This window comes from Dethiosulfovibrio peptidovorans (assembly GCA_002748665.1).
In the GTDB taxonomy this organism is placed as follows: domain Bacteria; phylum Synergistota; class Synergistia; order Synergistales; family Dethiosulfovibrionaceae; genus Dethiosulfovibrio; species Dethiosulfovibrio peptidovorans_A.
Window position 1 is genome coordinate 21,163 of the sequence record PDTB01000020.1, and the last position, 14,038, is coordinate 35,200.

The 14,038-nt window shown below is 52.2% G+C and carries 9 protein-coding genes; 1 reads left to right on the plus strand and 8 read right to left on the minus strand.

Features of this window, described 5'->3' with window-relative positions; genetic code table 11:
- Positions 1–60 precede the first annotated feature (60 nt).
- Positions 61–1,155, minus strand: coding sequence for a hypothetical protein (locus CSA35_05130; protein ID PIE54558.1), 1,095 nt, complete (start codon positions 1,153–1,155; stop codon positions 61–63).
- 102 nt (positions 1,156–1,257) lie between these two features.
- Positions 1,258–3,366: a hypothetical protein gene (locus CSA35_05135; GenBank protein ID PIE54559.1), complete on the minus strand. Its 2,109-nt coding sequence runs from the start codon at positions 3,364–3,366 to the stop codon at positions 1,258–1,260.
- A 133-nt stretch (positions 3,367–3,499) separates the two neighbouring features.
- Between CSA35_05135 and CSA35_05140 the strand changes: the two genes are divergently transcribed.
- Positions 3,500–5,212 carry a hypothetical protein gene (locus CSA35_05140; protein PIE54560.1) on the plus strand — a complete coding sequence of 571 codons (1,713 nt, stop codon included), beginning with the start codon at positions 3,500–3,502 and terminating at the stop codon, positions 5,210–5,212.
- Here the strand turns inward: CSA35_05140 and CSA35_05145 are convergent, their stop codons facing one another.
- The 6 genes from CSA35_05145 to CSA35_05170 form a co-directional block, all read right to left on the minus strand.
- Entirely contained in the window at positions 5,213–7,681 is a 2,469-nt protein-coding gene (locus CSA35_05145) for an ATP-dependent Clp protease ATP-binding protein ClpC (protein ID PIE54561.1), read from the minus strand.
- A gap of 13 nt (positions 7,682–7,694) precedes the next feature.
- Complete coding sequence (locus CSA35_05150) at positions 7,695–8,174, minus strand: CtsR family transcriptional regulator (protein ID PIE54562.1); 480 nt, start codon at positions 8,172–8,174, stop codon at positions 7,695–7,697.
- 64 nt (positions 8,175–8,238) lie between these two features.
- On the minus strand, positions 8,239–8,856 hold the full coding sequence (gene plsY, locus CSA35_05155) for an acyl-phosphate glycerol 3-phosphate acyltransferase (protein ID PIE54563.1): 618 nt from the start codon (positions 8,854–8,856) through the stop codon (positions 8,239–8,241).
- Positions 8,853–10,865, minus strand: coding sequence for a hypothetical protein (locus CSA35_05160; protein PIE54564.1), 2,013 nt, complete (start codon positions 10,863–10,865; stop codon positions 8,853–8,855). Before CSA35_05160 ends, plsY begins: the two co-directional genes overlap by 4 nt.
- A 146-nt stretch (positions 10,866–11,011) precedes the next feature.
- Entirely contained in the window at positions 11,012–11,320 is a 309-nt protein-coding gene (locus CSA35_05165; protein PIE54565.1) for a DNA-binding protein, read from the minus strand.
- An 814-nt stretch (positions 11,321–12,134) separates the two neighbouring features.
- The gene (locus tag CSA35_05170) at positions 12,135–13,793 is read right to left on the minus strand and encodes a peptidase C69 (GenBank protein ID PIE54566.1); all 1,659 of its coding nucleotides are present in this window, start codon (positions 13,791–13,793) and stop codon (positions 12,135–12,137) included.
- Positions 13,794–14,038 lie beyond the last annotated feature (245 nt).

Below are 14,038 nucleotides of genomic sequence, written 5' to 3' on the forward strand. Positions count from 1 at the left end.
CTCTCTCCTTTTTGTACAGATAACACCCGTAGCAGAGCCACAGGAGGCCCAGAAAAGATCTTATTGACCTTTGATTCTATCCGACCCTGTTTTAATACCAAGAGCGACAAGGTCCTTGTTCTGCAAAATATCCCACCTGGAATTCAAGACCACCAGGAATACAGCCGAGTAGCCATCGACCTTCCAGGTCTCTATACTTTCTTCAAAGGCTGAATAGACGGTCTTCAGTTGTTCGAGTCCTGTGTTCCCCTTTTTCATGGCTGTGAGGAATACACGAACGTCGTTCATCGTCGAGATCTCAGCAGCCTGAAGGATACGGAAAAGGTCATCCAGGCTGTCGTCCAAGTCAGAGGGTCCGGGAATGTACACGGGGAAGCCCACATCCTGAGCGTTTTCGATCCATTCGGTGTAGACAGCCTCGTCGTTCTCCATAAAGATACGTTTCAGCCCTTCTCGGGAGAGGTTTTCCTGTTCTTGAGGCGACTCCGATTCAAAAATGGGGGCACCCTGCTCCGGTGCTACCGGAACAGATAGACTCTGAGCGGTTTCACGAAGATAGTGAAAATCCTCGTCAGCCTCCTCCAACAAGGCACTGACCCGAGAAAGTTTTCTCTTAAGCTTACCCTTGGTGACCGCATCGGTCACGCCAGCAATCTCGGGACTGATGGCGGCCCATGCCTCCTGAAGCATCGTTCGAACCTGAACGTGAAGCTTAAGATCCCGGTATTTCTCCCATTCCTTCAAACCGCTTCGGTCGGACTTCAAGGACACATCGTACACGATGGACCGATATCCGAAGAGATCAGGATCCTCCAAGTCCTTGCTGGTCGTAGACCGAGGCAAATCGATCAAAAACTCCTCCTGGATGGTCTTCTCGACCATCGCGACATCGCTGGGAAAATAGAGGAGGATCTTGACGGTAGCCAGATCGGAAATGTCCTTAAAGGGGTCGGCGGGAAGAGACGTCCTGCTCCCCGACAAATCCTTCAGGAATTTTTCCGGGGACTTGGCCCAGCCATTCAAGGCGTAGACGTTCACCCCTTCTCGTTCGATAAGATCCTGAATGAGGTTTTTCATCCTGCGGACGAATTCCTGATATATAGAATACCTCTCTATATATTGGATTCCCCATTCTTCAATTTTTTGGGACTGCATCCTGCAACCACCACCTGTGCTCAATATTGACCTAGATTCGTCCTGCCACCGAGGTTCCCAGTAAAGTATAGATGAAAAAGAGGATATTGGGAATACTATTCCCTAAAGCTTTCGAGAAGAGACTTCCCGTAAACTCCTGATAAAGGGCTCCTCCGGTGCCAGTATCTCAGCTTTTCTAAGAAGGGCCAGTCCATCGACGCTCCTGCCTATACTCAGCATCCCGTGAGCTTCCATAGCAAGCGCCATAGCCCGTGTTGATCGATCCGATGGCTTAGGGGCCTGGTGCCCCCAAAGAGCCACGTATCCTATGTACAGTGCTCGATAGGGCTCGTTGACCTGAACTGCCCGCTCCACCGATAAATAGATATTCAGGGGCAGAACTGGTGGTTCCACTCCGGGGATTGTCAAAGCCTCGTCGGAACTGTAGAGGACAATTCGTTCATCCAACTCGCTCAGAGGCTTCCATCCTATATCCCAACTCTGGAGGGGGACTTGGACGATAGAAGTGGGAGGCTCCACGTTCTCAAGTTGTCCATCGCCATGGAGGAGTCCATGTTGAAGGACTGCCAGGGCGTCACGGTCACGGCCAATAGCATCATAACTATAGGCTGTCTCAGCCAGAAGCCAAGGCTGATTACCGTTCAGGGCGAGGGCCCTCTCGAGAAACAGCAAAGCCTCACGAAACCGCCCCGAACGATTGTAGTCCTGAGCCAGCCGATAGAGAACCTGTACACCGTCGCTACGTTTCACGAGAGCTCTCAGCGGGGCTGCGTCTCTTTTATCGATAGGACGCGATGTCCGAAGAAGCTCCTTGAAATGGACCTCCTCCGGCGATAGAGGACTTTGAGGAGTTTCCTTTTTTTGAGCCAACCTACGTGTCTTCGAGACCGCCGGTTGAGATCTCTGTTTCGGGGAACGAGGCAGCTGAACTTGCTCCGTGGATCGTTTTTCCTCCTTGATCTTCTCAGAAGATACGATTATCGCAAGCTCTTCCTTCAGATTTTTCCCACTCAAGAGATCGGGGGATCCTGTCCTGTCCTGAACTGAAATGTCTGAAACCACAAGAGTCCAGCCCACATCCTCTGAACAAGGGAGAGCGTCCATGGAGATCCCTTTGTCGGAGGAAACGGGCACGAAAGGGGCACTCGCGATGTTTTTTATAGAGGGGAGCTCAGGCCCGACGGAGAGAGGAAGCTCCACGATTGATTCCTCAGATATCGGGACCTCAAAAGATGTCACATCATCGGAGATAACGACGGCCATGTCTGGAGAGATGTCGGGCTTGGAGGCTCCATTATGCAAACGGATTCTGGTCAGGGCCAGGAGAGTTTCCTTATCATCAGGCTTAAATCGCAGGACTTCTTTGTAGCTCTTCTCTGCCTGGTTGACGGACCCGAGATACATGAGGACGTCCCCAATGCGACGGTGAAGGTCGAAGTTCTCGGGGTCCAAACTCAGGGCACTATAGAAAGCATCCAAAGCCTCGGCACTTCGTCCCATACGAATCAAGGCCTCACCTTTTTTGATCGAAGCGTCCATTGGCAACGACATCCGTTGTTCGACCTGATCGTAGAGGGTCAGAGCATCTTTATACTCCCCCTTAAGAAAGGCTTGATCAGCCTTTTCCAAACGTTTTTGAGGAGAAGTATGGAATAGAAATGCTGCGACAGCAGCAACCAAAAGAAGCCCCCCTCCAAGCACAAGACGGCGTCTCCTCGTCGAAAAGGGGCTGGATTGTTCAGGGGGCCTTCCCTCTAATGGAATGGTTTCCGAACGAATCTCATCGGGACGTCCCAAGAAGGATGAGTCTTCTGGTTCATCGCGAGAGGAGAAGACGTCGCCACCAGGAGATACCTCGCCCTGGAACAAGAGCTGTTCCTCCTGAATTCCCACTTGATCAGGGGGAACGGCAAGCACTTTTTTCCCGAGGGAGGAGAGATCCTGCGACAATTCTTGAGATTCTGCTGAACTGGCCGAGTCCTCCTGAACAGGAGACACGAAAGAATCACCAGGATCCCGAAACTGATCGAAGGTTGCTTGGGGCTCAGGTTTAGGGACAACGGAAGCCCCTTCACGGAGAAAATCTATGGACGAGACGGGCACCGAAGGGAGCTCCTCAAAAAAGGGACGTTCGACAACAGGAAGCCCCATATCCGACGGATTCACCGTAGGCTGAGAGTCTCGAAGCCAAGCCTCCAGTTTTTTCTCCAAAAAGGTCACCTCCACATAGGTACGACTCGAACTGAAGATTATTCTAACACAAGGTCAGGCTCATTCGCCATGAATAGACGATCTTTATGATACCATTTGCCCATATGGACACAAAAACAGAGGAGGTTTATCCGTGAATCGATTCGTTCTACGTTTGACCATCGGAGTTTTGGTCCTTTTTCATGTGACGATAAGTTCTCTGGAAGCCAAGACGGTCTCCAGAGCCGAGGCCCTGTCCAAAATCGTGAGAGCTTTGTCTTTGCCCTTGGTACAGGGAACGAGAATATCCGACGTTCCATCGAATCATGCGCACGTACAGGCCATCGAATCGGCCTTCGCCATGGGGATTCTCTTTCCCTCTGATCGATTCTATCCCGATATCGCCATAAGCCGAGCCGAAGCTCTGGCCTTTGCCTTCAAAGCTATAGGCTGGGGACATGAGAGCGATCTGCTACGTACCCTTGATCCAACGGAATCAGATTTACCTCCCTACTTGGTACCTTTCGTAACCCTGGCTAAAGAAAGCTGGCCCAGCCTTCCAAAGACTTTTACCGCAGCACCAGGCAAAAATCTCACGAAGCAGGATCTGGACGATCTCGCTTCCTGGCTTGGAAAGTGTATGAGCTCAGGAATCCGATGGGAAAGGCGCATCGATCAATCAGGGCTGACTCTACTCCTCCATAGAGAAGGGGTAGGGCGCCCCTCCAAAGGATGGGCGGTTACCGTAACAGAGACGGTTATGAAAAACGAGGCAGAGATCTTGGCTCAGCGTTTTCGCTCACAAGGCCAGCCGTGTTATCTAGAGCGAGATAGCTGTACCATCTCAGTTCGTCTCGGCCCCTATAACAGTTACGTGGAGGCATGGCTCGCCGTACGGACTCTTCCATCAAAGTATAGATCGAGCTCAATCGTGCCAGTGGGAGGAGGAAGTAACGCCCTTTTCTGGGCCGCAGTGGTAGCTCCGGCCTCTAAAGCAAGCATCGTAACGGCCCCGGCCATCGGAGCCCTCACACTTCCTCTCAGCGTCATCGCCGAACAATCAGCAGCGTTGGCCGCTGTTAACGCTGGCTTTTTTTGGAAGGGACGGCCCGTCGGAGCGCTCGTCGTCAATGGGACGCCAGTTTCAGCTCCGTATAAAGATCGCTCAGCCATTGGCTGGAATCAAGAGGGGGAGGTGTCTTTCGGCAGTGGAAACTACGTTTTAAAGGCCAAGACGCCTTACGGAGAGGTTCTCGTGCCCTCGATAAACAGTTCGGTCAAGGAGGGCTTCCTCGGGTTCTTCACTCCACACTTTGGCCAATTCGCCACCAAAATAAAGGGGCAGGGGACCGAAATCCTCCTGGAAAAAGGTCACGTGTTGGCCTCCAGACAGAGTGTGAGGTCAAACCATTTTATGGAACCGAACCAGAACCTTCTCTTTTTAAAAACCAAAGCATTAGGGCCTTTCGCAAGCGCCAAAAGTGTTGATATGAAAATCGAATGGAAGGATCCCAACATGAAAGAGGCCGACCAGGTTATTCAGGCCGGCCCACTTTTATTGGGAAGTTCGAGAGGTTTGTCAGGCGAGTGGTTTTCCCAATCTCTTCTGGAAAAACGCCACCCTCGAACCCTCGTCGGATGGGATACAAAACACCTTTGGTGGCTTGTGATAGACGGACGATCATCGTGGCACAGCCTGGGGCTGACCCTGCCGGAAGCTGGGTATCTGATGAGACAGCTGGGCCTTTCTGATGCGCTGAACCTGGACGGTGGTGGATCGAGCCAGCTTTGGTGGAACGGCATCACCGTCAATAGCCCCTCAGAGGGACGGGAACGACCTTTGCCATACGCCGTCGTTTTCCGATAGCTAGTCTTTAGAACAGCTCTCGGCTTTGGGGTGAACACATCGAAACGAGAGCCGTCCCCGGGCTGCCCCCACTCGGGCCCTTCCCCCTTCAACGAGCCGACCATCCAAAATCATATCGGTAAGAGAGTCTTCCAGAAACCGTTGGAGGGTCCGTCTGAGGGGGCGTGCACCATATTGAGGCTGATATCCCTGTTCCAGAAGAAAATCCTTCGCCTTGGCTGATACGCTCAGGTGGATGCCCTTCTCGGAGAGGCGAGCTCGAACATCGTCCAGCATGACATCCACGATAGCCAGCATCTCGTGTTTACTCAACGGAGTGAAGATAACTTGTTCATCGATTCGATTCAGGAACTCGGGTTGAAATGCCTTGCGCACCTCCTCGTCGATGCCCTTTGTCACGTTGCTCCAGTCGGAAAATCCCTCTGTGTTTTCGGCGGAAAAACCGAAACCCTGGCGTTTAACGATGTTTCGGGCCCCTATGTTGCTGGTCATTATGACGACGGTGTTTCGAAAATCTACCGCCTGCCCTTGACCATCGGTCAAGCGCCCGTCCTCCAGGATCTGAAGCAAGATGTTGAATACGTCCGGGCTGGCTTTCTCCACCTCATCAAAAAGGATTACCGAATAGGGACGACGCCGCACTCGTTCGGTCAATTTGCCGCCGCTTTCATGTCCTACGTATCCTGGAGGGGCCCCAATTAGTTTAGAGACCTCATGACGTTCCATAAACTCGCTCATATCCAGGGTTATCAACGAATCCTCCGATCCAAAGAGAAACTCGGCCAGTGCCCTTGCCATCTCGGTTTTTCCGACTCCCGTAGGCCCCAGGAACAGAAAGCTTCCCACCGGACGTCTGGGATTCTTGAGCCCTCCCCGAGCTCGACGTATAGCCCGGGCCACAGCGGTCACTGCGGCATCTTGCCCGATCAGACGGTGATGGAGTTCCTCCTCCATGCGAATCAGCCGCTGAGACTCAGCCTCAGTCAGTTGCTGGACGGGGATCCCTGTCCACTCGGAGACGACTTTAGCCACATCGTCCTCGGTAAGAACCGGTACGGTTTTGCTCTGTATAACAACCCAGTCTCGACGGGATCGTTCCAGGTCATCAGCGACAGCCCTTTCATGATCCCGAAGGGCAGCAGCCTTCTCGAATGCCTGAGAATTAACCGCTAATTCCTTCTCTTTGCGAATACGATCAAGCTTGTTCTCTATCTCCCTCAGAGTTTCGGGAAGTTCCATGGTGTCAAGACGTACACGGGCAGCCGACTCGTCTATCAGGTCGATACTCTTATCGGGAAGAAACCGGTCGGTGATATATCGCGATGAGAATCGAACAGCGGCCTCCAGGGCTTGATCGGTTATGGTTACCTTGTGGTGGGATTCATAACGATCTCGAAGGCCCTCCATGATCCGGATGGCGTCGTCCCAGGTCGGCTCATCCACCTTGACGGGCTGAAAGCGACGCTCAAGGGCGGCATCCTTTTCGATGTGGCGGCGATACTCCTCCAATGTCGTGGCTCCAACGACTTGAAACTCTCCCCGAGCAAGGCTCGGCTTGAGGATGTTGGCCGCATCGATGGCTCCCTCTGCCCCGCCAGCCCCCACGATGGTGTGAATCTCATCGATAAACAGCACGACATCTTGACATTCTCGAAGTTCAATGACCAATTTTCGCATCCGTTCCTCAAATTCTCCTCGGTATTTGGTCCCAGCAACCAGATTCCCCATGTTAAGCTGAATAACCCGCTTGTCCCGAAGGCCTTCGGGAATGTCTCCAAGCAGAATTTTTTGAGCGAGGCCCTCCACTATGGCCGTTTTTCCTACTCCAGGATCACCGATAAGAACTGGATTGTTCTTGGTACGACGGGAGAGGACCTGGATGACCCTCCGAATCTCTTTAGCTCGACCGACGACAGGGTCAAGCTCCCCCTTCCCCGCCATCTCCGTCAGATCCATTCCCGATTGATCCAGAATGGGAGTTCGGTTTCGAGCTTTTTTCTCCTTGAAGCTGGCGGCAACGCTGTCGGTGCCTCCTCCCGATATAAACCGCAAAATCTCAGTTTTACCGTATTCAGGTTCAAGCCCCATAGAACGAAGCACCTGGACTGCCAGCCCATTACCCTCCGCGAAAAGCCCTAATAGCATGTGTTCAGTACCCACATAATTGATGCCCATATCCCGAGCCTCGCGAATGGAGAGGTCCAGAACCCGCTTTGCCCGAGGACTTAAAGGAAGATCCTTAGGAATCTCAATGGGATCATTCAGGGAGACACTGGACTCTAAAGCAGCGATCAGGTCGTTCAGGGAGATACCGACGGACGTCAAAATTTGAGCGGCCATGCCACCTTGCTCCATCGCCAGTCCTATAAGGAGGTGCTCCGTTCCGATGATCTCGTGTCCCATCCTAAGAGCTTCCCGATGAGCCAGCTGAATGACTTTTTTACTTCTTTCTGTAAAAAACTGCCACATGGACTTTCCTCCGTTATGACAGGACAAGGCTTCGGAGCATTCTCTTGAGGAGTTCCGCCTGAAGGGCGTTCCGTTTATACTGAGAAATGTCGAAGACCGATTCACCCATATCGCTCACATGTCGAAGAGCCACCTCGATAAGGAGACGCTCTCTCAGATTCAACAAACCTCTGGACTGGAGCGATATAAGAAGCCGGCGTGCTTCCTGCTCGGTGATCACATCGCCCACCAGATTTTCCAGATGGCGCACTCGATCCTCAGGCATGTCATAACAAATCCGAAGGATACGGATATATCCATGGCCTCCTCTTTGACTCTCGATCAGGTATCCTCGCTCGGGAGTAAAGCGACTTCGAAGCACGTAATTTATCTGACTGGGAACACAACCAAAACGTTCGGCAAGTTCCTTACGACGAAGAGATATGCCGTCCTCGTCGTTTTCCTCAATAAGTTCGATGATATGACTTTCTATGACCTCGGTGAGACTTCTCACGCCTATCTCCCCTTATCCACTCAAATGATGAACGGAGTTATCATACTGCATTGGTCAAAAATAGTCAACATCTCCCCTTAAAACCACAGTTCTCTACCTTTTCCTCCTGACCGGCTACAATTCGCCTCAGGTTGCTTCTATGCCTCCAGGTAGAGAGAAGGGAGAGGAAAAGGCCGGCCCAACCAAGTGAAGGGGAGATCAAAAACAAAAACAGGGCCATGGCATACAGGGAGCCCACGGAAGCCAGGGAGACGTACCTGGTAATCCGAAGCAATCCCCACCAGACCATTCCCGCCAGAGGTATCGCTATCATAGAACCCCACGGAGCCGAGAAGAACAGGGTACCATACGTTGTGGATACTCCCTTGCCCCCTCGGAAACCCAACCAGACTGGGTAGTTATGCCCAAAAACCGAGGCTACAGCGACCAAAGCGACGAGAGTATCGGAGCCCCCCCAGTATCCGACCATCAGGACCGCGAAGCCCCCCTTCAACATGTCGGTGAGAGCAACGATAACAGCCCATCGTCTCCCCATGAGACGCCCCAGATTGGTGGCCCCGACGTTTCCCGACCCCAGAGTTCGAATATCAACACCTCGGAAGCGGGAGGCCACAACATAAGCCGTTGGGAAAGAGCCAGCCAAATATCCCAGAATGAGCCAAAGAAGATAGTTGAATATCATAATCGTTCATTCCTCTTTTTTCTAAAGGCATAGGCATCGGCAATCCGAACGCCTTGCTCTGTGACAAAAGCCGAATCAATATCCAGAAGAAGCAGTTCTGGCTCGGAAGATGCAAGGATCGATATTTTAACGACCTCGTGAGCTAACGAGCGAAAATCAAGAGATTCTCTCCCTCTCAAACCGGAAAAAAGCCGATATCCCTTCAAGCTTTCGACCATGCTCAAGGCTTCCTGAAAGTCCACGGGGACGAGGCGGAGAGCCAGGTCCTTCGTCACATCGTACAGAGCCCCTCCAAGGCCGACTGCGACTACGGGACCAAAAACAGGATCTCGCTTGACGCCGATCATGCATTCGATCCCCTCCTCCACCATCTCCTGGACCAACACTCCGTCAATGACAGCATCAGGACAGGATCGATGGGCCCGTTCCAGGATCCGGCCATAGGCGTTTTGCAACTCCTCCTCTGTCCGGAGATCAAGAGCAATCCCCCGAGCAGCCTTCTTACTGAAGATATCGGTGGAGACAACCTTGATGACCACCGGATATCCCAACGTTGTGCCGGCCTCCAGGACTTCCTCCAGAGAACGACAGAATTTTTGACGAACCAAAGAAAGACCGTAAGCATCGATGAGACGTGTCGCATCATGCTCGTTCAGGTTCTGGGGAAAGGCCTTCAGAACAGGCTGTGTAGTGGAAGTTCCTTGACGAACCGGGGGTACCGGTGCTTTGAAGGCGTTCAGGTAGGCGGCCACAGCCCGAGCACATCGTCGAGGGCTTTCAAAAAAGGGCACCCCGCATTGAGAGCATGTCGAGAGCTTTAGGAGAGCGGAAAGGGACCAACAGAGTACAGGTTTTTTCAGGGTACAGCTCATCCGTCGTATCGAATCCTCTACGTTTTCAGATAACGGCGAAGGCAAAGCGGGGATGGCCAGAATAAGAATGTCGGCATCGTCTCCACGATCCAAAGCATATACAAGCTCTTCCAGAACACTCGACGTGTTCGATGTCCTTCGAGATGTAGAAACCATAAGAGATTGAGGAGTATCAGCAGCGAGAAGATGAAGAGATCGTTCGACATCCCTGGGCAATACCGCTATCGTCAGTCCTGCCGAGACACAAGCTCTTGAGAGCAGGGTACCCATGCCGTCCGAAAGGGGAAGAAGCGCCACAGCACCTCGTGGTTGAGGTCGAGGAAGACGCTCGACCACGAGACAAAGATCAAGCAGATCCTCCACGTCCTCCAGAAGAATCAGTCCGAATTGATCAGCGATAGTTCGCCATACCCCGTCGTCCGTGGTCAACGCCGTGTCTGATACATCTCCATGTCCTCGGAGAACGGCGAGAGGGACGCCTCTGTCATGGGCTTCCCGAGCCATGTCGAGGAAAGCGGAGCCCTCCGAAAGAGTCTCGATGCAGACCACGAGAAGATTTATTTCGCCGTTTTTCAGAAGCCACCGACCGATCCAAGCCGTCGTTTTATCGAATGGTATACCCGTGGTAATCCCGTATCTAAAGGGTATTCCGGCTGATGCCGCAGCGGCCATGATTGAGACTCCAACGGAGCCGTTTTGGGAGATACACCCGATTCTCGACGAGCTCTCTAAAGGAAATTCGGGAAGAGCTCCATTACTCACGATCATTAAATCGGTGATAAGCGAAAACCCAAGAGGCAGAGGGCCGAAGATACCTGTCCTTAGCACCTCGATGCCCTCAGTGAGCAAAAAAATCCAGGGGATTTTTTTCCGACAGCAGACCTCCAGTATGACATCGGACGCCTCTACCACAAATGCGACGTCAGGGACCTGCGACGAGCTCTCGAATTCTTCGATCTCATCTGTCCCCCAAGCAGATAAAGAAGAAGAGATCTCTCCCCTTTGAGAAATCCGCACACCTTCAGATGTGTTACCTCCCAAAATGACAAGGTTTTCAGGATGGAAGAGTCGCTCTACATCTGGTACAGCAACGAAAAAGGTTTCAGTCCATGACATCAAATGAGCACCCTCTCTCATAGCGACTCAGGCGTGATCTACGAGATAATCGAACTTCAATGTATTTCGGGTTCTCCACTGATCAGGGTGATTCAGCTCAATAGTTGGACAATAAAAAAAGCGAGGACCCACTTCGGGACGTCCCCGCCAGATATCTACGAAGCCCTTTATTTTTTTTTGCACCGCTTCCCCTTGCACGTGACATTCACCTTTTCTTTCAAACCTTTTCCAGGGCGAAACACCGGGACCTTCTTTGCGGGGATAGCCACGGTCTTGTCAGGATTCTGGGGGTTTCGTCCAATTCGAGCTGCCCTCTGCCGAATCTCGAACGTTCCAAAACCAACCAGCTGAACCCGCTCACCGGAGGCCAACGCATTAGCAAGCGAATCCCAGACTGCCGAGACGGCCCGAGCTGCATCGCTCTTCTTCAAACCAGTTTTTTCCCGAACTGCATCGATAAGCTCCATTTTTGTCATTCCAACACAAACCTCCCTAATCATTACAGCCTTACACTGATGTATAGAATAATTGTACTCTTCGAACCTACGTATATCATTGAGCGGAGAATCGAAAGGGATACCCGATCACTCCCTTTCTGGATCATCCATCTCCAGAAGCCTGAGCAACCTCAGTGCATACCTCAAATCCGAAGAGTTTAAGCCGCTCTCGAACCCGAACCCTGCGTCGCCCCCTCCCTCGGCATGCCAAAACACCGTGTTGTGAACCAGTTACCGAACGAGCTCTCGATGCCTTTTTCGCAACGCTCAATTGATTCACCTCGCTAAGGATATGGTGTAATTAGGCTCTCTTTACTCTCATTATACATATCCTCCAACTTGAATCAAGCACAAAAAACATCCCTGTAAAAATACCGTTGCGCACCCTGCCCTTAAGGGTTACCCAGGGGCCGTCCCTGCTTCTCCAGATAGTCGTTAAGGGCCTTTGTGATGGCCTCCTCGGCCAAAGACGATACATCCTTTCTTGAGGAAGCGTACAAAAACAGAGTAAAAGAATCAAAAATTGCGTCTCCGTTGCAGCTGAAAAGTGGCACTGTGACGTGGATTTTTGCATCATAGATCCACGCCCTCTAACCTTTTGGACAAAATCCTGTACCGTTTCGAGAGAGGAGAAAGCCGAGGAATTGATTGAGATACCTAACGGGAAGGAGGAGGATACCCTGTGATCGAACCAGCGATACCGCTGAACATGATCTTTAGAGGTATCCTCGAATGAAAAGAAAGCGAAAGAGTTAAACTCTCTCGCTTTCTTCACGTTTTTGTCCGTTCTTATTTATTTAGGATCAGCGGGATTGGAGAGGGCTCCATAGCCCACGTCCTCAAGCCACCAGGTAGGATATCCGACACCTTCCTGGGTTCCTTCCTCAGTCATGACGTACCCATCGCAGTATTTGCCGACCAGAGCGTCACCCAGAGCCCACCAGGCTTTCTCCACCTCGACCATGGCCTTGTCGGTATACTCAGTGACGAGGGCGACGGCCTTCTTGGGATTCTTTTTGTACATGTCCATAGCCTTGGATGACACGTCGGGAATCTCCTTAAAAAATCGGGACTCGAACCGCTCCTGTTCAGCCTGGATGTCCTTGATTATGTAGTTCCACTTAAGAGTAGCCCAGTTGCTCACGAAGTTGAAGGCCCACCATGCGCTCTCCCTGTCCATTTTGTGACGAGTTCCTGTGGCCCAGCTCTTGGGAACCTCGGTAACACCGCAGAAGATAGGCACATACACGGTGGTCAGAGGCTGATCCTCTCCAAACCAGAGAATACCGCCCACGGGGTCGGGACGATCAGCCCAAGACTGGGCAACGTGGCTGTACGAGCAACGGAAGATGCTGATGTTTCTCTCCCAGTACACGTGCTCCATTCCCTTGGGACGCTGGTCCATGTTGGGGCGATAGACCACAGGGCACTCAAAGGGACCGCCGGCCTTGGTCTTGCCCAGGTCGTAGGGAGTTCCCTGGTAATGATCCCGGTTGATGGCGATAAGATCCTGGACCGACACCTTTTTATCGGGTTTCACGGATAGAGGATACTGGGCAGCGGTAGAACTGAGTTTCAGCGAAGGTGCCAGAAGGCTCAGAACCCGCCATTCCCTCCGTGAACAGACAGGAAGGTAAGCGTTATCCTCGGCGGGCATGTAGGCCCTGTTGAACTCGAAGGTCTCGCCATCTTTCCACCAGCCCATCTCTTTGGCGAAGGATCTGACGTTCTCCGACCACATGTACTTATCGGGATCGTCGAAGTCCACGGCACCGATCCGGGAACGGTTAGCGATGACGCTCACGTGATTGTCGGGGATCCGGGCGGCGACCCACACGGCCCCTGGTTTGCCGCTCTCAGGAGTCCAGAGAGGCCCCGGGCCAGCGATCTCGAAGAGCCATACCTCGTTGCCGTCAGAGAGACACAGCCCCTCACCGGCATCGCCGTATCCGTACTTCTCGGCCAATTCACCCATGACCTTCACGGCTTCCCGAGCCGTCCTGGCTCTCTGAAGCGCAAAGACCTCCAGCATTTCGATCATCATCCAGCCGTTATCGCAGTAGAGCTCCTCCCGACCACCCCACGTGGCCTCACCGATCATGAGCTTGTGTTCGTTCATGAAGGGGTAGCCTACGTTGAAGTAGGTGTATGTCTCCTCCACCTGAGGGATGGTACCTACCTCGATGAGTTTTTTGGTGGGGATGGTCTGGTAACACAGGTTCTTGTACACCGAAGCCGTGGAACCGGCACCCCATTTTTTCCCCGGCACGATCTGAATTCTCTGGTCGTACCATCCATCTGCCGTATGACTGACCATGCTGGATCCATCAACCGTAGCGCCCTTTCCGACCATCATAGCCGTGCAGGCCATGGCTCCTCCTGCCACGATGAGCGACAGAGCAACGATACCCGATAGCACGCCAAAACTCTTGAAGACTCCTCTTGCTCTCATAACATAGACCTCCTGACGATATGCTATTATGTCGCCTTTGACGCCTCTTGTATGGAACAGATCTTACAAAGATACACGTATCATATCATCACACGTCAATCAAAGAAGTTCCCCACAGTTTTTGTAGGGAATCGTGCTCTTAAAGAACTTTTTGACCGAGTGAGTCCACAAAAAGGTTTACTCTTCTCTGGGAAGAGTTTGTCGTGTACAATGTCTGCTACAAGAAGTAAAGAAAGGTTTTGACG

Bases quoted from the DNA above. Each gene is read 5' to 3' on its own strand.
- CSA35_05160 (PIE54564.1), bottom strand. From the start codon at position 10,865: ATGAGAGAGGGTGCTCATTTGATGTCATGGACTGAAACCTTTTTCGTT.
- CSA35_05145 (PIE54561.1), bottom strand. From the start codon at position 7,681: ATGTGGCAGTTTTTTACAGAAAGAAGTAAAAAAGTCATTCAGCTGGCT.
- plsY (PIE54563.1), bottom strand. From the start codon at position 8,856: ATGATATTCAACTATCTTCTTTGGCTCATTCTGGGATATTTGGCTGGC.
- CSA35_05165 (PIE54565.1), bottom strand. From the start codon at position 11,320: ATGACAAAAATGGAGCTTATCGATGCAGTTCGGGAAAAAACTGGTTTG.
- CSA35_05170 (PIE54566.1), bottom strand. From the start codon at position 13,793: ATGAGAGCAAGAGGAGTCTTCAAGAGTTTTGGCGTGCTATCGGGTATC.
- CSA35_05130 (PIE54558.1), bottom strand. From the start codon at position 1,155: ATGCAGTCCCAAAAAATTGAAGAATGGGGAATCCAATATATAGAGAGG.